The organism is Azospirillum humicireducens, assembly GCF_001639105.2.
Taxonomy (GTDB): Bacteria; Pseudomonadota; Alphaproteobacteria; order Azospirillales; family Azospirillaceae; genus Azospirillum; species Azospirillum humicireducens.
In genome coordinates this window covers 926708-945726 of sequence record NZ_CP015285.1, presented here as the reverse complement: position 1 = coordinate 945726, position 19019 = coordinate 926708, and the positions used below count along the sequence as shown (strand labels likewise).

Sequence of the window (19019 nt, the reverse complement as noted above, 5' to 3'; positions counted from 1 at the left end):
GGCGGGTGCTGTGACGGTCGTCACCGCCCGTCCATTTCTGCGCGCCCGCCCCGGCCCTCCCGTTTCCCATGCCTCAGGCGATGTCGTAGACGAAGCGGTCTTCGCCATCGACCGAGACATGGACGCGGGTGATCGGCTCGCCGTCGCCCATGCGGGCGAGGATGCGGGACGAGATCTCCGGCAGCAGCGTGCGGCTGAGGATCGTCTCGATGTTGCGGGCGCCGCTGGAGACCTCCTGGCACCGGTTGACGATGCTCTGGACCAGATCGTCGGAGTAGGAGAATGCGGCCTTGTAGTTCTGAACCACGCGCTTGGCGATGCGGTTCAGCTGCAGGACCACGATCTTCGCCAGATTCTCGTCCGATAGCTGGAAGTAGGGAATGACGGTGCAGCGACCGAGGAAGGCCGGCTTGAAGCTCTTCTGCAGCTCCGGATGCAGGGCCTCCAGCAGACCGTCGGCGTCGGGCGCCGTCTCCGGATCGGCGCACAGCTTGTGGATCAGGTCGGTGCCGGCGTTCGACGTCATGATGATGACGGTGTTCTTGAAGTCGATGTCGCGGCCTTCGCCGTCCTTGATCGTGCCCTTGTCGAACACCTGGAAGAAGATGTCCTGCACGCCGGGATGGGCCTTCTCCAGCTCGTCCAGCAGGACGACGCTGTAGGGCCGGCGGCGCACCGCCTCGGTCAGCACGCCGCCCTCGCCGAAGCCGACATAGCCGGGAGGAGACCCGAGCAGGAGGGAGACCTTATGCTCCTCCTTGTACTCGGTCATGTTGATGGTGGTGACATTCTGCTCGCCGCCATAGATCAGGTCGGCCAGCGTCAGCGCCGTCTCGGTCTTGCCGACGCCCGAGGTGCCGACCATCAGGAAGACGCCGATCGGCTTGCGCGGGTCGGTCAGCTTGGCCCGGCTGGTCCACATCGCCTGGGCGATGGCGTCCAGCGCATGGTCCTGGCCGATGATGCGCTCCTTCATCCGGTCGGCCAGCGACAGGATGGTCTTGATCTCGTTGGAGACCATGCGGCCGACCGGAACGCCGGTCCAGTTGGCGACCACCTCGGCCACCGCCTGCCCGTCCACCGCGACCTTGACCAGCGGATCCTCGCCCTGCAGCGCGGACAGCTCCTCGGTCAGAGCCGACAGCTTGGCGTTCAGCGCCTCGGCGTCCAGCGGCTCCGCAGGCGCGGCGCCCCCAGTTGCGCCATCGGTGGCCGGGGCCTTGGCCTGCTCATGCGCGGCGACCAGCTGGTCGCGCGTCTCGTTGATCGCCTTGACCAACTCCAGTTCCTTGGTCCAGCGCGCCTCCAGCGCCTCCAGATCGGACCGGGTGGCGGCGATCTTGTCCTTCAGCGCGGCGAGCAGTTCGGCATGGTCGATGCCGATGGCCTCCTCGCGCTCCAGGATCGCGACCTCGGTCTCGGTCAGCTGGATGGTGCGGCGGCGATCCTCGATGGCCGGCGGGGTCGCGGTCTGGCTCATCGCCACGCGGGCGCAGGCGGTATCCAGCAGGCTGACCGCCTTGTCGGGCAGCTGGCGCGCCGGGATGTAGCGGCTGGACAGCCGGACCGATTCGATCAGCCCCTCCGTCACGATCCGCACCTTGTGGTGCTTCTCCAGCGTGGCGGTCAGGCCGCGCATCATGTCGACGGCGACCGGCTCAGCCGGCTCCTCCACCTTCACCACCTGGAAGCGGCGGGTCAGCGCCGGGTCCTTCTCGAAATACTTCTTGTACTCGGCCCAGGTGGTGGCGGCGATCGTGCGCATCTCGCCGCGCGCCAGCGCCGGCTTCAACAGGTTGGCGGCGTCGTTCTGGCCGGCCTGCCCGCCGGCGCCGATCAGGGTGTGCGCCTCGTCGATGAACATGATGATCGGCTGGCTGGAGCCCTTCACCTCGTCGATCACGCCCTTCAGCCGGTTCTCGAACTCGCCCTTCATGCCGGCACCGGCCTGCAGCAGGCCGAGGTCGAGCGACAGCAGGCGGACGTTGCGCAGGTCCGGCGGCACGTCGCCGGCGGCGATGCGCAGCGCGAAGCCTTCGACCACCGCCGTCTTGCCGACGCCGGCCTCGCCGGTCAGGATCGGGTTGTTCTGGCGCCGGCGGGTCAGCACGTCGATGATCTGGCGGATCTCGGCGTCGCGGCCCAGCACCGGGTCGATCTTGCCGTTCTTGGCGCGGTCGGTCAGGTCGATGGTGTACTGGTCGAGGTTGGGGGTCGCCCCGCCGACCTTCGGAGCGCCGCCCGCGGCGGCTCCGCCGGCAGCACCGCCGGACGCGGCGACCGGCGCGCTGGTGCGTGCTTCCGCGGTGTCGGCGACGATCTTGGGCAGGTCGCGGCGCAGCGTCTCGGCGGTGATCCTGGCGAACTGGCCGGACATGTCGCGCGCCTGGGCGGACAGCGATTCGTCGGACAGCAGCGCCGCAAGCAGATGGCCGGAGCGAACCGCCCCCTCGCCATATTGCAGCGAGGCCAGCACCCAGGCCTCGCGCATCAACTGCACCAGATTGGGGGACAGGGCGGGAGCGCGGCTGTTGCCGGTCTTCAGCTTGTCAAGCACCCGCGTCAGGTCGGCCGACAGCCGGCCGGCGTCTATCTCGTAGACGCGCAGGATGGCGGAGATGTCGCCGTCGGCGGCGCCGATCAGTTGGAGAAGCCAGTGCTCGATCTCGCAATTGTAATGCGTACGGGACAGCGTCTGGCCGGCCGCCGCCTCCAGCGCCCGACGGCACAGTGGATTCAGCCGGGAAATCATGCTCTGCAGATCGACCGCCACCATGGCTCCACCCCCTATCTTGTGACTTGCGTGTCTTCAACCCATGCAGGCAGAGCGCCAGCGGCGCCCGCACCAACTCAACTTGCCGGCCGGTTCGCCTTGTGGCTGTGCCGCGGACTCTGACCAAGCCATTTTGAAAAATCCACTGCTATGCTTCGCAATCAGGCTGAAACTTCTTTGCTTCATTCCCGAATCATGCCCGTAACATCACCAAATGCGTTCTATATTGCATGATGGCGCGGTCATGCATCCGAACCGTCCAAGGAACATCGAGCGGCTCTCCAAAAGGATTCAGGCGCTCGACGGATTGCGGATGGGCCCCTGGTGTCAGCAGCCGCGCCAGTACGGCGTCGCAACGGCCGGCGTCGTCGCCGCGTTGCGAATGGCCGCCCAGCCAAGCCTCAACCGGCGTCGCCTGCGTCGACCAGTCGAAGGGCGTCGCCAGCACCGCGCCGCCGCCGTCCGCGACCATGGCGTCGATGGCGCGCAGGAGGGCCGGCGGCGAGGCGACGCAATCAAGAACGTTCATCGCTGCGGCCAGCGAGAAGCCGCGCGGAGCAAAGGGCGGGAACAGCGCGTCGCCGATCCAGAAATCCACCCGCTCCGCCCCGGCGAACCGCGCCTCGATCCGCTGCCGGTCATAGGCGATGCCGGAACGGCGCAGCGGAAAGACGGCCTCCCCCCGCGCCATGACACGCCGCGCCAGCGTGAGCAGGGGCCAGTGCAGATCGAGGCCGAGCACCAGATCCTCCCCGCGCGCCGCAAGCTCGAAACTGGTCCGTCCGGCGCCGCAGCCGAGATCCAGCGCCGGACCGGCCGGCAGCGCTCCCAACCGGTCCAGTCCGATGGACAGGCAGCGCACGACCGAACCGGCCTGCCCATCAGGCGTGGTGGGATCGAGATCGCCATAATGGTCCCAGCCATAGCTGGACAGATGCTGTCTGGTGGCGTTGAACGCGCTGTCCGGCCCGAAACCGTCGCCCAGCACCCCATCCATCGCCGCCGGGATGTCGGCCCGCATGGTCAGCAGATGGCCGTTCGCCGCCATCCATCCGCGCAGGTCCGGCACCAGGATCGGAGCCCCGTCGACGATGGGATATTCCATCGCGCAAGCCTCGTCGCCGCAGACCAGGGTTCCCCAATGAACCTCCTGTGAGTCCGCCGCTTCCACGATGCCCAGCGCCAGAGGCACCGCCGCGCCGCGGGTGGCGAGGCAGCGCGGACAGACCGGGCGCAGACGTTCGAAGTGGGACAGGCGCATGCGGTCAGCCGCCGATGATGACGGTCGGACAGCCGGGCGGCATCACCTTGCCCACCGGGGCGGGGATCGGTGCGACACAGCTGACATGGGCTGTCATGTCGTTGATGCGCGCCGCTGGCAGGCTGTTGATCAGCACCGTCGCCGACCCCTGGGAGATCATGCCCGGCCCGGCCGGAATGCAGCCCGGCAGCATGCAGGGGGCGGAAATGTCGGTCAGCCGCGCCGCGGGGGCCTTGCCGATCAGAACCGTCGGACTTCCCAGCATGATCGCTAACGGCAGGCCGGGATGCGGCGCCGGCGCCGGCACCAGGGCCGGCGGGTGGATCGGTGCGTGGCAATGCGGCGTGTCCTGCTTGATCAGGTCGCCGAGGCGGGCGGCGGGCGGCATCCGGTGTCTCCGGCCGGTCAGAACGGTGACTCGCCCGACGCCACCGGGGCGCCGAGCAGGGAAGGCGCGGGATCGGACCCGGCCGGCGGCGGAACCGGGTGGCCGGCGCGGAACAGCGTCCGCGCGACCACCGTCTCCCCGTCCTCCGCGAAGAAGAGGCAGGGGCCCTCCAGCCTCCCGTCGGCGATGCCGACCCGTGCGACCAGACGCCCGGCCGGATCCCGCTTCTCGATCACAACGGGCGAAGCAATCCCGAATCCCTCCGCAGAAGCGGCGGCGATACCCGCGATTGCAGCTGGGATGGCGTCAGGGGTCATTGCAGATGGGATCCCGGGAAGGGTTCGTTCCGACGTCAGACGAACAGCATTCATCCGCAATTGCGTTTCGTCAAGCTTATAGGGGTAGCTCGGGCGCTTGATTGTTACGCAACTGCAATATTCTGTTCGGCGGCCCGCGAAATGACGAATAGCCTTGTCGAACCGTCGGAAGTAACGCTATCAATTTGCCTGCGCAAACGCTTTGCCCTATTCGGCGGGCCCCGCAACCTGCGGCTCTGACCTTCTTCATATGAATGTGGAAAGGGTGCTTTCCTTCATGCCCACACCGCAGATTTTCGACATCGAAGAACTTTTGCAGCCCATCGAGGGCGATACCGAATCAGGCATCGACCTGCGCGAGAATGCCTCGGCAGACTATTACACCGTAAAGGATGCCCGCAGCGCCGCCCGTGCCGCGGAACGCTCCATGGATGTGGAGGATGACGCCGGCGGCCTTCTACCGGAATGGCGCACCATTCTCGAAGTCAGCCCGAGAATCCTGCGCACCCAGGCGAAGGATCTCGAGGTCACCGCCTGGTTCATCGAGGCGCTGCTGCGGGCCGAGGGCTACGCCGGCCTGCGCGACGGCTTCGCGCTCGCCCGCGGACTGGTGGAGCGGTTCTGGGACAATCTGTATCCGGCCCCGGACGAGGACGGCATCGCCACCCGCGTCGGCCCGCTGACCGGCCTGAACGGCGAATCGGCAGACGGCACGCTGATCCAGCCGGTCCGCAAGGTGCCGCTGACCATGGGCGACATTCCCTATTCGCTCTGGCAGTACGAACAGGCCATCGAACTGGCGAAGATCACCGACGAGGCCCGCCGACAGGCCCGCATCGACAACGGCGCCGTCACCTGGGACCAGTTCGAGCAGAGCGTCCGCGAAACGCCGGCTTCCGAATTCAAGACCTTGCTGGAGGACATCCAGGGCGCCATCGACGAGTTTGAGGCGCTTGGCAAGGTTCTCTACGACAAGGCCGGCTACGACGCGCCGCCGGCCGGCAACATCCGCAATGTGCTGACGGCGGCGCTGGATGCCGTCAACTACGCCGCGCGCGACCGTCTGGCAACGCTGGGCGGCGACGAAACCGCTGCCGCAGAGACCGCCGCCGCGTCCACAGCAGACCCGGTTGCGGCCGGCGGCGGGGCTGTCGCGGCGGCCGGCGCCAAGGTCCAGGCGAGCGGGGCTGTGGCAACGCGCGAAGAGGCCTTCAAGGTTCTCTTGCAGGTCGCCGATTTCTTCCGCAAGACGGAACCCCATTCCCCCATCTCCTACACGCTTGAGGAGGTGGTCCGCCGCGGCCGCATGTCGTTGCAGGAACTCCTGATGGAGCTCATCACCGACGAGGAAACGCGGCGGCAGTTCTTCATCGCGTCCGGCGCCAAGGCGCCGCCGCCGGCAGAGCAATCAGGGTATTGACGATCACCGCCTATCCTACGGCGTGAGCAGGGAGGTCCGATAACATGGCGAGTATCCACCAGAAGCTGGATCGCGTGCGCAAGCCCCGCGTCCACATCACCTACGACGTCGAGACCGAAGGTGCGACCGTCGTCAAGGAGCTGCCCTTCGTCGTGGGCGTGCTCGGCGACTTCTCCGGCGACCCGACGGAGCCGCTGAAGCCCCTGAAGGACCGCAAGTTCATCCAGATCGACCGCGACAACTTCAACGACGTCATGGCCCGCATGACGCCCGGCCTGAAGATGAAGGTGGAAAACACCCTGGCCGACGACGGCACCGAGATGGCTGTCGAGCTGGCCTTCAAGTCGATGGAGGATTTCGAGCCGGGCCGCGTCGTCCAGCAGGTCGAGCCGCTGCGCAAGCTGCTGGAGACCCGCAACCAGCTGCGCGACCTGCTGAGCAAGGCCGACCGCTCGGAAGAGCTGGAGGGCCTGCTGGAGCGCGTGCTGCAGAACACCGACGAGCTGAAGGCGCTGAGCGGCGAGCTCGGCTCCGAGAAGAAGGAGGGTTGATCCGATGAGCGACGCTCAGACCCAGGGCGCAGGCGCCACCGGTGCCGTTGCCGAAGGTACCGGCCTCTCGATCCTCGACCAGGCCATCGCTGCCACCAAGCAGACCGAGCCGGACCGTGCGCAGGAGCTGCTGCGCACCCTGACCCAGGAAGCGCTGGCCGGCACGGTCACCTTCAACAAGAACCTGGGCCAGACGATCAACAAGGCGATCGCCGCGATCGACGCCAAGATCAGCAAGCAGCTCAACGCCATCATGCACCACGACAAGTTCCAGAAGCTGGAAGGCTCGTGGCGCGGCCTGAACTATCTGGTCATGAACTCGGAGACGGGGTCGAACCTCAAGATCCGCGTCATGAACTGCCCGAAGAAGGACCTGTACAAGGACATCTCCAAGGCGGCCGAGTTCGACCAGAGCAACCTTTTCAAGAAGATCTACGAGAACGAGTTCGGCATCGCCGGCGGCGAGCCCTACGGCGCCCTGATCGGCGATTACGAGTTCACCAACCACCCCGACGACATGGAGCTGCTGACCGGCGTCTCCAACGTCGCGGCCGCGGCCTTCGCTCCCTTCGTCTCGGCGGCCAGCCCGAAGCTGTTCGGCTTCGAGGACATGACCGACCTGTCGAAGCCGCGCGACCTGGAGAAGATCTTCGACAGCGTCGAGTATGCCAAGTGGCGCAGCTTCCGTGAGAGCGACGACAGCCGCTTCGTCACGCTGACCATGCCGCGCGTGCTCGCCCGCATGCCCTACGGCGCCAACACCAAGCCGATCGAGGAGTTCGCGTACGAGGAGGCCCCCTACGAGGGCGGCATCGCCCGTCCGATGCACCACAACGACTATTGCTGGATGAACTCCGCCTACGCGATGGGCCAGCGCCTGACCAACGCCTTCTCGCAGTATGGCTGGTGCACGGCCATCCGCGGCGCCGAGGGCGGCGGCAAGGTGGAGAACCTGCCCTTCCACACCTTCACCTCGGACGACGGCGACAGCGACGCCAAGTGCCCGACCGAGATCGGCATCACCGACCGCCGCGAGGCCGAGCTGTCGAAGCTGGGCTTCCTGCCGCTCTGCCACTACAAGAACCAGGACTACGCCGTCTTCTTCGGCGCCCAGACCACGCAGAAGCCCAAGAAGTACGACCGGCCGGAGGCGACCGCGAACGCCGCGATCTCCGCCCGCCTGCCCTACATCATGGCGACCTCGCGTTTCGCCCATTACCTGAAGATCATGGCGCGCGACAAGATCGGCTCCTTCATGGAGGCGAGCGACTGCGAGGCGTGGCTGAACCGCTGGATCCTGAACTACGTCAACGGCAACGAAGCCGCGGGCCAGGAGATGAAGGCGAAGTACCCGCTGGCCGAAGCCAAGGTGCAGGTGAAGGAGATTCCGGGCAAGCCCGGCTCCTACAACGCCGTCGCCTGGATGCGCCCGTGGCTGCAGATGGAGGAGCTGACCACCTCCATGCGCATGGTCGCCCGCATCCCGCAGGCCGGCTGATAGCCGCATGACCGGGCACGCTGCCGATATCCATGCCGACGACGCGGAGGCGACGGTCCTTGAACGGCCGTTGCGTCTGCGGGCGGTCGACATGGCGCTCGGCCGCGACGACGCCGGCCTGCTCGACGCCTTCCTGGCGGCCAATGGCCCCGGAGAGGCGCTGCGGCTGTGGTTCGGCATCACGCTTCCCGTTCATGACAGCCTGGACAAGCTGCGCGCCGCGCTGGACCGCGACATCGCGGCCATCGACGCGCTGCTGTCCGAACAGGTCAACGCCATCCTGCACCACAGGCGCTTCCAGTCGCTGGAAGGCTCGTGGCGCGGGGTGCGCACGCTGGTCAAGCAGGCGCAGAACGCCGAATCGGTGGTCTTGCGCCTGCTCAACCTGACCTGGGCCGAACTGTGCCGCGACCAGGAACGCGCCATCGAGTTCGACCAGAGCCAGCTGTTCAACAAGGTCTACAGCGACGAGTTCGGCATGCCCGGCGGTCGCCCCTTCGGCGTGCTGCTGTGCGATTACGCGGTCCAGCATCGCCCGACCAAGGAGAGACCGACCGACGACATATCCGGCCTCAAGGGGCTGGCCCAGGTCGCCGCCGCCGCCTTCGCGCCGGCAATCGTCGGCGCGGCGCCCGAGCTGTTCGGGCTGGAGACCTTCCACGAGCTCGGACTTCCGCTCGACCTCAAATCGGTGCTGAGGCAAGCGGAGTACCAACGCTGGCAGCGCTTCCAGGAGACCGAGGATTCGCGGTTCGTCGGCGTGGCCCTGCCGCGCGTTCTGATGCGCGAACCCTATGGCGACGACCCGCAGGCCCGTCACGGCTTCCGCTTCCGCGAGGAATCGGTCGGCGGTGAGGGTGGCATGCGGCTGGAGGACCATTGCTGGGGCAATGCCGTCTACGCCTTCGGCACGGTGCTGATCCGCTCCTTCCTGCAGCATGGCTGGTTCGCCGACATCCGCGGCGCCCAGCGCAACGTGGTCGGCGGCGGGCTTGTGACCGAGCTGGTGGTGCCGGACTTCGCCACCGACAGCATCAGGGTGGCACAGAAATTTTCGGTCGAGGTTTCGATCTCCGACCAGCTGGAGCGCGATCTCGACGATCTCGGCTTCATCCCGATCAGCCGATGCAAGGATACGCCCTATCTGGTCTTCTACGGCAACCAGTCGGTCCAGCGGGTCGGCCAGTTCACCACCACGACGGCGACGGCCAACGCCCGGCTATCGGCGATGCTGCGCTACATGTTCTGCATCGCCCGCTTCGCCCATTTCCTCAAGGTGATGGTTCGCGACCGCGTCGGCTCCTTCGTGACGCCGGAGGAATGCGAGCGCGACCTGCAGAGCTGGCTGCACGGCTACTGCCTGGGCAACGACGACGCCAGTCTGGACCAGAAGGCCCGCTATCCCTTGCGCGAAGGCAGCATCCAGGTCCGCGCCATTCCGGGCAAGCCCGGCAACTATCAATGCGTCATCCATCTTCGGCCGCACTTCCAGCTGGATCAGGTCTTCTCGACCTTCAAGCTGGTCACCGAGCTGGCCCAAACAGGCGGTGCCGCCTGACCGCCCGCAGCGGCGACATCAGGCGCTCCATCGAGGGGGAGATACAGACCATGAGCGAAACCGCAGCCCAGCTGTTCCAGGCGGGCCGCCTCGGCGAGGCGATCACCGCGCTGAACGGCGAGATCAAGAAGAAGCCGACCGATCTCGACCGCCGCGTCTTCCTGGCCGAGCTGCTGAGCTTCGCCGGCAACCTGGACCGCGCCGACCTGCAGCTCGACACCATCGGCACGCAGGAGCCGCAGGTCGCCGTCACCATGGCGCTGTTCCGCCAGCTGGTGCGGGCCGAGCAGGCGCGGCGCCAGCTGTTCGCCGACGGCCGCGTGCCGGAATTCATCGACCAGCCGGCCGACCATCTGCGCCTGCATCTGGAGGCGCTGGTCGCGCTGCGCGCCGGCGACACCGCCGACGCCGTGGCCAAGCTGGCCCAGGCCGAGGAGATGCGCCCGCCGGTGTCCGGCAGCCATGACGGCACGCACTTCGACGATTTCCGCGACCTGGACGACCTGACCGGTGGCTTCTTCGAAGTCTACACCAGCACCGGCAAGTATTTCTGGATCGCCACCGAGACGGTGGAGCTGGTCGAGTTCCGCGCGCCCCAGCGTCCGCGCGATCTGCTGTGGCGCCCGGCCCACATGGTGGTGCGCGGCGGCCCGGACGGCGAGGTCTATCTGCCGACGCTGTATGGTGGCGCCCCGGCCGATGCCGAGGATGCGCTGAAGCTGGGCCGCGTGACGGATTGGACGGAGGACGCACCGGTGCGCGGCATCGGCCAGCGCTGCTTCCTGGTCGGCGAGGAGAGTATTCCGATGCTGCAGCTGGGGACGCTGGAGTTCTCGGGGGCGGTGTGAGGCTCCTGATGCCGGTGCCCCCTCCCCATCCCTCCCCCGCTTTGCGGGAGAGGGGGTAGGAGCTTTGCGGAAGTTCAGCGGCAGTCCCCTCTCCCGCGAAGCGGGGGAGGGTTAGGGAGGGGGCGGACAGTCCCTGCATAAGAAAGCCACCCCATGGATCGCAACCAGTCCATCACCCTGTCAGTCCTGGACCGTCTGCTCGACGACACGCCGGAGCATGTCGCGCCGCGGCCGCACACCGTGGCGGACCTGCGGGCGGCGATCCGGCGCGACCTGGAAAACCTGCTGAACACCCGTCGCCGGGTGCTGGGCTGGCCGGACGACCTGACGGAGCTGGCGGATTCGATCCTCGGCTATGGCTGCCACGACCTGCTGGTGGAGAATGTCGCCACCGACTCCCGCCGGCGCGAGGTGGTGGCGCAGATCGAGGCGGCCATCCGCCGGTGGGAGCCGCGCTTCGCCCATCTGGCGGTGACCATGGTCGAGAACAGCGACCCGGCCGACCGCACGCTGCGCTTCCGGATCGAGGCGCTGATCCATGCCGACCCGGCGCCGGAACCGATGGTCTTCGATTCGGTGGTCGATCCCACTTCCAACATGGTCTCCGTGACGAGCAAGGCCCGTGGCTGACGAACTCCTCCCATATTACAACCGCGAGCTGACCTATCTGCGCCGCATGGCGGCGGAGTTCTCGGAGGCGCATCCGAAGATCGCCGGCCGGCTGCGGCTCAGCGCCGACGCGGTGGAGGATCCGCACGTCGCCCGGCTGCTGGAGGGCGTCGCCTTCCTGAATGCCCGCATCAGCCGCAAGCTGGACGACGAGTATCCGGAACTGGTGGACACGCTGCTGGACGTGCTCTACCCGCATTATCTGGCGCCGATCCCGTCGATGGCGGTGGTGCAGATGCGGAGCAGCCCGGACCTGACCGGCTCGCACACCGTGCCGAAGGGGACTGAGTTGGAGACGGAGGCGCTGCGCGGGGAAACCTGCCGCTTCCGCACCGTCTATCCGGCGACCCTGTGGCCGATCGAGCTGGACCAGGCGGTGCTCGCCGGCCGGCCGCTGGTGGCGCCGCCCAATCCGCGGGCGGGCGACGCGGTGGCCTCGCTGCGCCTCACCCTGCGCTGCCGCGTGCCGGAGATGACCTTCACGGAACTGGCGCCGGACACCCTGCGTTTCTTCCTGCGCGGCCAGCCGCAGCAGGTCTATGCCTTGCACGAGTTGATCTTCAACAACGCCGTCTCGGTGGCGCTGGCCGACGGCCCGCAGGATCCGAATGCGGTGATCCTCGGCCCCGACGCCATCCGCCCGGTCGGCTTCGGCGACGAGGAGGGCATGCTGCCCTACCCCGCCCGCTCCCATCGCGGCTATCGGCTGCTGACCGAGTATTTCGCCTTCCCGGAGAAGTTCCTGTTCTTCGACCTTCACGTCTCGCCGAAGGTGCTGCGCCGGGCCGGCAACACGCTGGAGATCTTCATCTATCTGAACAACACCGACGGCGATCTGGAACGCGCGGTGTCAAAGGACAATTTCGCGCTGGGCTGCACCCCGGTGGTCAACCTGTTCCGTCAGCGGGCCGAGGCGGAACCCCAGACACAGACCCAGCACGAGTACCGCATCGTCCCAGACGCACGGCGTCCCGGCGCGCTGGAGGTCCATTCGGTCGACAGCGTGCTGGCGAGCGATCCGGACGGTACGCAGCGGCGCTTCCTGCCCTTCTACGGCCTGCGCCACGGCGGCGTCGAAGCGGTCAGCCGCACCTACTACACCGCCAGCCGCCGCCCGGCCGGCGGGCGCGATCCCGGCACCGAGGTGCATCTGGCGCTGGTCGATCTCGACTTCGACCCGTCGAGTCCGGCAGAGTCCGTGCTGTCGGTGGAGACGACCTGCCTCAACCGCGACCTTCCCGGACAGCTTCCCTATGGCGGCGGCCACCCGCATCTGAAGCTGACGGAGGGAATGGCGGCGGTGGCCGGCCTGTCCTGCCTGACGCCGCCGACGCCGACCCTGCGCACCGCCGAACGCAAGGGCCATCGCTGGCGCCTCGTTTCCCACTTGCTGCTGAACCATTTGTCGATCTCCGGCGGGGCGGAGGGGACGGAGGCGCTGCGGGAGATCCTGCGGCTCTACGACTTCCGCGATTCCGCCGAGACGCGCGGCATCGCCGACGGCATCGTCAAGGTGACGACCAAGCGCGGCACCGCGCGGGCGCCGTCCCGGCCGGGCGATGTCGCCTGGGGCGATGCCATGTGCCGCGGCATCGATGTCGGCATCGAGTTCGACCCACAGCGCTTCAGCGGCAGTGGCATGTTCCTGCTGGCGATGATTCTCGACCATTTCCTGGGGCTGTACTGCTCGATCAATTCCTTCACGCGGCTGACCGCCACGGTCAAGGGCCGCACCGGAGTGCTCCGCACATGGCCCGCCCGCGCCGGCAACCGCCCGCTTCTGTAATCGACCGGCTGTTCCGCACGCCCCACCGCTTCGACTTCTTCCAGGCGGTGCGGGTTCTGGAATGGCAGGCGCGGCGCGATGCGCGCGACCCGCGCAACACCCGCCGCCATGCCGTGGGCCATGACCATGACCCGCGCGAGGAGGTGGTGCGCCTGCGCGCCGAGACCTCGCTGACCTTTCCCGGCAACCAGGTCGCCGGGGCGGAACCGGGGGTGGACGGGCGTCCGCCGACGGTGGTGGGCGCCTTCCTGGGGCTGGTCGGTCCGCTGGGCGTTCTGCCGCAGCATTATACCGAACTGATGATCCGCAGCTTGCGCGAGCGGAACCGGGCTCTGCGCGACTTCTTCGACGTCTTCCACCACCGCAGCTTCTCGCTGTTCTACCGCGCCTGGGCCAAATACCGGCTGCCGGTGTCCTTCGAACGCGGCCAGGGGTTACGGGAGCCCGATCCGGTCAGCACCACGCTGTCCAGCTTCGTCGGCATCGGCCAGCCGTCGCTGAGCAAGCGGCTGGTGGTTGAGGACGAGACCCTCCTGCATTACTCCGGCCTGATGTCGCGCGGCACCCGCTCGGCCACCGACCTGCAGGAGATGCTGTCGGATTTCCTCGGCCGGCCGGTGACGGTGGAGAGCTTCGTCGGCAGCTGGCTGCCGATTGCGCCGGACGGGCAGACCCGCCTGCCCAGCCTGTCGGCACCCGATGGCCAGCATTGCCGGCTGGGAATCGACGCGCTGGCCGGCGATCGCGCCTGGGACGTCCAGGGCAAGTTCCGCCTGCGCATCGGCCCGCTGAACCACGACCAGTTCCGCGACTTCATGCCGGAAGGCCGCGAGTTCCGGAAGCTGCAGGATCTGGTCCGCATGTATGTCGGGCCGGAGCTGGATTTCGAGCTTCAGGTGAGCCTGCTGGCCGCCGAGGTTCCCGCCGCCCGCCTTGGCGCCGGCGAGGACGATGCCGACGGGTCGCGGCTCGGCTGGAACGGCTGGGTGCTGCACGCGCCGAGCCCGGTCGAACGCAAGGACGCGGTTTTCCCGATGCAGGATTTGTGAGGCGTGCGGGCGAGAGGCCCCCTCCCCAACCCTTTCCCGCGAAGCGGAGGAGGAAGAAACCGCTCGCAAGAGCGGGAGGGAGGAGGCACCGCACCTACCGCACCCCGTAGAAGGACGAGGACCCAATGAGCGACTGGAGCGCCGGCTATGTGTCGGACATCGAATATCTGCCGGGCTTCTACCGTGAACAGGGGCCGGCGCATCTGACGCTGAGCTGCCTGATCAACGGCATCGCGCCGCCCTCGGCGGCGAACGGATTCGACTATTGCGAACTCGGTTGCGGCCATGGCACGACGGTGGCGCTGTTCGCCGCGGCCAACCCGCAGGGGCGGTTCCATGCGGTGGACTTCCACCCCGCCCACATCGCCCGCGCCCGCGACGCCGCGGAAGCGGCCGGCCTGACCAACATCGCCTTCCATGAGGCGAGCTTCGCCGAAATGGCCGAGGGCAACGGGCCGGACCTGCCGGAGTTCGATTTCGTCACGCTTCACGGCGTCTACAGCTGGGTCAGCCCGATGAACCGGGGCGCCATCGCCCGCTTCCTGGCGAAGAAGCTGAAGCCCGGCGGCATCGTCTATGTCAGCTACAACGCCATGCCGGGCTGGGCGCCGATGATGCCGCTGCAGCGCCTGCTGTATGAATATTCCGGTCTGGTCCACCAGCGCAGCGACGTTCAGGTGAAGGCCGGTCTCGACTTCGCAGAGCAGCTCTACAAGGCCGGGGCCAAGATCCTGGGCGACGAGGCGATGTTCGGCAAGCTGCGCGGCGAGACAAAGGCCAAGAACAACACCGAGCAGTCGGTCTATCTGGCGCATGAGTATCTGAACGGCAGCTGGCAGCCGCTCTACCATGTCGATGTCGCGCGCGAATTGGGCGAAGCCAAGCTGACCTATGCCGGTTCCGCCACCCTGTTCGAAAACTATCCGGACCTGTCGCTGACGCCCGACCAGCGTCAGGCGCTGGACAGCATCGGCGTGCCCAGCCTGCGCGAGACCTTCAAGGACTACTGCGTCGGCCGACCCTTCCGCCGCGACGTGTTCGTCCGCGGCGCACGGCGCATCAGCGTCGGCCGGCGCGATGCGATGCTGAAGGACATGGCGATGGCGATGATCATCCCGCGCGCCGACGCCCGCACCACCATCCAGGTGCCGTTGGGCGAGGCGACGCTGGAGGCCAGGCATTACGAGCCGATCTTCGACGCGCTGGCCGAGGGGCCGCGCCGCATCGGCGACCTGATGGAGTTGCCTGAAATCAGGCGGGCCGGCGGCACCCTGTCGGCGGTGGAGATCGCCGGCATGCTGACCGGCTCCAGCCAGGCCATCCCGGTGCCGAACCCGCCGGAGACGGTGACGCCGCTGCCGTCCGTGCTGGCCCACAACCGTGCCGCCGCGAACGAGCTCGCCACCAGCGAGGGACGCAAGAGCACCGCGCTGGCCGCGTCGGTCGGCGGCGCCGGCCTGCATGTCAGCACGATGGAGGCGCTGCTCTATGACGGCCTCGGCGAAGGCGTGCCGGAGACGCTGGACGCGCTGGTCGCCCACGCGATGCGCCGCCTGGATGCGCCGGAAAATGCTGACGAGGCCAGCCGCAAGGCCATCGCCGACAGCATGGGCTGGTGCATGGCGAACAGCCTTCCGGTCTGGCGCAAGCTGGGCATGATCTGATGGTGGGAAGGATCGATGGCCATGCGATAGCGGGGCGTCACCCCGGCGGCATCGCTCCGGCATGGACGCTCTGCATCGGACGCCGCTCCGCCTGATGCTGCCAGCCGAACGCCTCCTCCTCCCAACCGTCGCCCTCCCCGCCCTCCGCGGCGGGCGCAACGACGTCCGCGCGCCGGTCTGCGAGAGCCGCAAGCGCGTCGCGGTCGCCGGCAGCCGCGGATGCCTGCATCCACAGGGCGGCCTCGGACGGGTCGCGTTCGGTGCCGACGCCTTCGCGCAGACACAATGCCAGCCGGTATTGGGCGGAGGGATGCCCCTGCCCGGCGGCGGCGCGCAGCCAGTGCACCGCCTCGGCCTCGTCCCGGTCGACCCCGCGGCCGTCGAGCAGCAGAAGGGCCAGATTGAACTGGGCGGCGGCCGACTGCTGCAGCGCGGCCAGCCGATACCACAGCGCCGCCTTGGCCGGGTTGCACGGCACGCCCGCGCCATGTTCGTGCATGTAGCCCAGGTTGTTCTGCGCTCCGACATCGCCCTTGGAGGCGGCGCGGCGGTACCACGACACCGCGCGGCGCGGGTCGGGCGGAACGCCGATGCCGTTGGCGAGCAGGAAGGCCAGCATGGTCTGGGCCGCGACATGGCCCTGGCGCGCCGCGCGCCGATACCAGGGAATCGCGGCGGCGACGTCGGTCGCCCGCAACGCTTCGGCGAGGTGGTATTGCGCGTCGCTGTCGCCCAACTCAGCTTTCATCCGGGTCCAGACCGTGGGCATGGCAAGTTTGGACATGGCGCTGGCACCTTCGACAATTGTCCCCCGAGCTCTCGCCCCACGAACAGCACGCGAACGGGTTTTATTCCATTCGCCGCAGAGTTGCGGAGCAGCCCCTGCGCCCGAGTCTGTCCCCCCGGCGCGCGGCGTTCAACCTCCCCAGCCGGCGGTCGAGGAATTGTCACGAGGGCGCGTTTGGTTAAGGATGACCATCCAATCGCGCCCTGCTATACCCGTTCGTATAAGGGGAAAGGTGTGGTGATGCTGAGGATTGCCGGCTGGATGCGGATCCGGAAGACGATTTGGTCCGCTGCCGTCCTGGCCGCAGTGCCGGCGCTTGCCGCCTGCTCCTCCCCGCCGCCGCCCCCGCCGCCGACCACGATCCAATTGACGGTAATCGGGGCCAAGGCGTTGAACCCCGACCCCAACGGCCGGCCATCGCCGGTCATGCTGCGGCTCTACCAGCTCGGCCCCAGCGACGCCTTCGCCAACGCCGATTTCTTCCAGGTCATCGACCAGGACAAGGCGACGCTCGGCCCCACCCTGCTCGACCGGCAGGAGTTGGCGGTGCCGCCCGACAGCCGCCAGAGCGTGACCGTTCAGCCCAAGCCGGACGTCAAGACGCTGGCGGTCGCCGCCGCCTTCCGCGCCTACGAGGAAGCCGGCTGGCGCGCCATGCAGCCGATCCAGCCGAACAAGGCCAACAGCTTCGTCCTGACCGCCACGGCCAGCACCATCACGCTCGCCCCCGGCGACGGCGCAAATGCCGGGACCGACGCCCCGGCGGACAAGCCGGCGGACGCCAAGACGGAGGGTGCGAAGACTGAGGACGCCAAGCCGGACGCTGAAAAGCCGACCACCGATAAGTCGGACGCCACACCGAAGCCCACCGCCGACGAGCCGCCCGCGGCAACGCACAACCTGATCCTGAAGGGGGCGTCATGACCGTCCGGCCGCCGCCCGACAAGAACCCGTTCGAGGAGCCGGACGACATCGACGCCACGGTGATGCAGCCGATGGCGTTCCAGCGGCCGGGCGCGCCCACCGCCGCGCCCACCTCACCGCCGCCCTTCTCCGGCGGGTCGGCGGGGCTGGTGCCGCCGGCCTTCGGCCAGAGCGCGCAACCCTTCGCCGCCCCCTCCGCCTTCTCGCCCGCCGCCTTCAACAGCCCCAAGCCGGCTGCCCCGCATCCTCCGGCCTTCCAGACGCAGGCCCCGGCGCCGCCATCAGCCCCGCTCTCTCCCGGCTTCAGGCCGCTGGACGATGCCGCGCTGACGGCGTTGACGGCGGTGAGCGACAACCCGCTGGTCACCGCCGCCGCGCCCATCCTGGCGATGGTGGTGCGGGTGCGCGAGCTGACGCAGCACCGCGACGTGGAGTCCTTGCGCGAACGCGTCATCGCCGAGATGCAGCGGTTCGAGGCGGCAACCGTCCGTTCCGGCCTGTCCGCCACCCAGATCCGCAACGCCGGCTACGCGCTGTGCGCGACGGTCGACGACGTGGTGCTGGCGACCTCTTGGGGCAGCCAGAGCCTGTGGGCGCACAAGAGCCTCGTCTCCACCATCCAGAAGGAAACCTGGGGCGGAGAACGCTTCTTCGACCTGCTCGACCAGATGGCGGAGGTGCCTGACCGCCACCTGATGGAGCTGGAGCTGTTCTACCTTTGCCTGTCGCTTGGCTTCGAGGGCAAGTTCCGGGTCTCCCAGCGCGGCTACAGCGAATTGGCGAAGCTGCGCGACCGGCTCTACCGCGTCATCCGCAAGCAGCGCGGCGAGGCGGAGCGCGATCTGTCGCCCCACTGGCGCGGGCAGGCCGACGGTTTCCGGCCGCTGGCGGCGACGGTGCCGCTGTGGCTGCCCGCCGTGATGATCGCGGCACTGCTGGCGGCGCTCTATGCCTGGTTCGTCTTCGCGCTGGCCGACCAGTCGGATGCAGCCCGTCGCCGCCTGGCCGCGGTGATCCCCGACCAGCCGGTGCAGATCGCCCGCATCGCGCCGCCGGTCACCCTGCCAACTCCACCGCCCCGCCAGACCGTGGCGGAGCGAGTCGCCCTGGCGCTCGCCGCCGACATCAAGGCCGGTCTGGTCGAGGTCAGCGGCGGAACCGACGGGCGCGTGCTGGTCCGCACCCGCCTGAACGTCTTCGCCTCGGGCAGCGACCGGATCGAGCCGCGCTATGTCGAGGTGTTCAAGCATGTCGCCGAGGCACTGCGCAAGGAGCCGGGCCGCATCTCCGTGATCGGCAACACCGACAGCGTCGCCATCCGCTCGCTGCGCTACCCATCCAACCAGGAATTGTCGGAGGCGCGGGCCTTCCGGGTGCAACAGCTGATGACTGAAATCCTGGCAGGCGATGCCGCCAACCGTTTGAGCGCCGAAGGGCGCGGCGACACCGATCCGATCGCCCCCAACACGACGGCGGAGGGCCGGCAGGCCAACCGGCGCGTCGACATCGTGCTGGCACCCTGACCG

At 68.1% G+C, this 19019-nt stretch carries 16 protein-coding genes; 11 read left to right on the top strand and 5 right to left on the bottom strand.

From position 1 onward, the window contains the following. Positions 1-73: 73 nt before the first annotated feature. The 4 genes from tssH to A6A40_RS04295 form a co-directional block, all read right to left on the bottom strand. Positions 74-2776 (bottom strand): type VI secretion system ATPase TssH, encoded by a 2703-nt coding sequence (gene tssH, locus A6A40_RS04310; protein ID WP_063634268.1) that lies wholly within the window; start codon positions 2774-2776, stop codon positions 74-76. A gap of 190 nt (positions 2777-2966) precedes the next feature. After that, positions 2967-4034, bottom strand: a complete 1068-nt coding sequence (locus A6A40_RS04305) for a methyltransferase domain-containing protein (protein WP_063634267.1) — start codon at positions 4032-4034, stop codon at positions 2967-2969. A gap of 4 nt (positions 4035-4038) precedes the next feature. Continuing rightward, the gene (locus A6A40_RS04300) at positions 4039-4422 is read right to left on the bottom strand and encodes a PAAR domain-containing protein (RefSeq protein WP_063634266.1); all 384 of its coding nucleotides are present in this window, start codon (positions 4420-4422) and stop codon (positions 4039-4041) included. 17 nt (positions 4423-4439) lie between these two features. After that, on the bottom strand, positions 4440-4658 hold the full coding sequence (locus tag A6A40_RS04295) for a hypothetical protein (protein WP_063634265.1): 219 nt from the start codon (positions 4656-4658) through the stop codon (positions 4440-4442). Between the two features lie 358 nt (positions 4659-5016). On the opposite strand from A6A40_RS04295, the gene tssA reads away from it, so the two are divergent. From tssA to A6A40_RS04250, 9 genes are all read left to right on the top strand, one after another. Next, a complete protein-coding gene (tssA, locus tag A6A40_RS04290) occupies positions 5017-6159 on the top strand; it encodes a type VI secretion system protein TssA (protein ID WP_063634264.1) in 1143 nt (380 codons plus the stop codon). Positions 6160-6203: 44 nt separating this feature from the next. Next, entirely contained in the window at positions 6204-6710 is a 507-nt protein-coding gene (gene tssB / locus A6A40_RS04285; RefSeq protein WP_063634263.1) for a type VI secretion system contractile sheath small subunit, read from the top strand. 4 nt (positions 6711-6714) lie between these two features. Then, on the top strand, positions 6715-8208 hold the full coding sequence (gene tssC, locus A6A40_RS04280) for a type VI secretion system contractile sheath large subunit (protein ID WP_063634262.1): 1494 nt from the start codon (positions 6715-6717) through the stop codon (positions 8206-8208). Positions 8209-8215: 7 nt separating this feature from the next. Continuing rightward, on the top strand, positions 8216-9766 hold the full coding sequence (gene tssC, locus A6A40_RS04275; RefSeq protein WP_063634261.1) for a type VI secretion system contractile sheath large subunit: 1551 nt from the start codon (positions 8216-8218) through the stop codon (positions 9764-9766). Positions 9767-9816: 50 nt separating this feature from the next. Continuing rightward, positions 9817-10614 carry a type VI secretion system accessory protein TagJ gene (locus A6A40_RS04270; protein WP_063634260.1) on the top strand — a complete coding sequence of 266 codons (798 nt, stop codon included), beginning with the start codon at positions 9817-9819 and terminating at the stop codon, positions 10612-10614. A 153-nt stretch (positions 10615-10767) separates the two neighbouring features. Then, the gene (tssE, locus tag A6A40_RS04265; RefSeq protein ID WP_063634259.1) at positions 10768-11244 is read left to right on the top strand and encodes a type VI secretion system baseplate subunit TssE; all 477 of its coding nucleotides are present in this window, start codon (positions 10768-10770) and stop codon (positions 11242-11244) included. Further along, entirely contained in the window at positions 11237-13069 is a 1833-nt protein-coding gene (gene tssF, locus A6A40_RS04260; protein ID WP_063634258.1) for a type VI secretion system baseplate subunit TssF, read from the top strand. The genes tssE and tssF overlap by 8 nt, the downstream gene beginning before the upstream one ends. After that, a complete protein-coding gene (gene tssG / locus A6A40_RS04255; protein ID WP_063634257.1) occupies positions 13033-14118 on the top strand; it encodes a type VI secretion system baseplate subunit TssG in 1086 nt (361 codons plus the stop codon). Before tssF ends, tssG begins: the two co-directional genes overlap by 37 nt. Before the next feature lie 125 nt (positions 14119-14243). Further along, entirely contained in the window at positions 14244-15782 is a 1539-nt protein-coding gene (locus A6A40_RS04250) for a class I SAM-dependent methyltransferase (protein WP_063634256.1), read from the top strand. Between the two features lie 37 nt (positions 15783-15819). On the opposite strand, the gene A6A40_RS04245 is transcribed toward A6A40_RS04250, so the two are convergent. Then, complete coding sequence (locus A6A40_RS04245) at positions 15820-16566, bottom strand: tetratricopeptide repeat protein (RefSeq protein ID WP_063634255.1); 747 nt, start codon at positions 16564-16566, stop codon at positions 15820-15822. Positions 16567-16809: 243 nt separating this feature from the next. Between A6A40_RS04245 and tssJ the strand changes: the two genes are divergently transcribed. Continuing rightward, positions 16810-17493: a type VI secretion system lipoprotein TssJ gene (tssJ, locus tag A6A40_RS04240; RefSeq protein WP_063634254.1), complete on the top strand. Its 684-nt coding sequence runs from the start codon at positions 16810-16812 to the stop codon at positions 17491-17493. Beyond that, positions 17490-19016, top strand: coding sequence for a type IVB secretion system protein IcmH/DotU (gene icmH, locus A6A40_RS04235; RefSeq protein WP_063634253.1), 1527 nt, complete (start codon positions 17490-17492; stop codon positions 19014-19016). Before tssJ ends, icmH begins: the two co-directional genes overlap by 4 nt. Positions 19017-19019: the final 3 nt, after the last annotated feature.

What these genes read in the sequence shown, in the direction of transcription:
- tssH (WP_063634268.1), bottom strand. Translation starts at nt 2,776, where the DNA reads ATGGTGGCGGTCGATCTGCAGAGCATGATTTCCCGGCTGAATCCACTG.
- A6A40_RS04305 (WP_063634267.1), bottom strand. Translation starts at nt 4,034, where the DNA reads ATGCGCCTGTCCCACTTCGAACGTCTGCGCCCGGTCTGTCCGCGCTGC.
- A6A40_RS04300 (WP_063634266.1), bottom strand. Translation starts at nt 4,422, where the DNA reads ATGCCGCCCGCCGCCCGCCTCGGCGACCTGATCAAGCAGGACACGCCG.
- tssA (WP_063634264.1), top strand. Translation starts at nt 5,017, where the DNA reads ATGCCCACACCGCAGATTTTCGACATCGAAGAACTTTTGCAGCCCATC.
- tssB (WP_063634263.1), top strand. Translation starts at nt 6,204, where the DNA reads ATGGCGAGTATCCACCAGAAGCTGGATCGCGTGCGCAAGCCCCGCGTC.
- tssC (WP_063634262.1), top strand. Translation starts at nt 6,715, where the DNA reads ATGAGCGACGCTCAGACCCAGGGCGCAGGCGCCACCGGTGCCGTTGCC.
- tssC (WP_063634261.1), top strand. Translation starts at nt 8,216, where the DNA reads ATGACCGGGCACGCTGCCGATATCCATGCCGACGACGCGGAGGCGACG.
- A6A40_RS04270 (WP_063634260.1), top strand. Translation starts at nt 9,817, where the DNA reads ATGAGCGAAACCGCAGCCCAGCTGTTCCAGGCGGGCCGCCTCGGCGAG.
- tssE (WP_063634259.1), top strand. Translation starts at nt 10,768, where the DNA reads ATGGATCGCAACCAGTCCATCACCCTGTCAGTCCTGGACCGTCTGCTC.
- tssG (WP_063634257.1), top strand. Translation starts at nt 13,033, where the DNA reads ATGGCCCGCCCGCGCCGGCAACCGCCCGCTTCTGTAATCGACCGGCTG.
- A6A40_RS04250 (WP_063634256.1), top strand. Translation starts at nt 14,244, where the DNA reads ATGAGCGACTGGAGCGCCGGCTATGTGTCGGACATCGAATATCTGCCG.
- A6A40_RS04245 (WP_063634255.1), bottom strand. Translation starts at nt 16,566, where the DNA reads ATGTCCAAACTTGCCATGCCCACGGTCTGGACCCGGATGAAAGCTGAG.
- tssJ (WP_063634254.1), top strand. Translation starts at nt 16,810, where the DNA reads ATGCTGAGGATTGCCGGCTGGATGCGGATCCGGAAGACGATTTGGTCC.
- icmH (WP_063634253.1), top strand. Translation starts at nt 17,490, where the DNA reads ATGACCGTCCGGCCGCCGCCCGACAAGAACCCGTTCGAGGAGCCGGAC.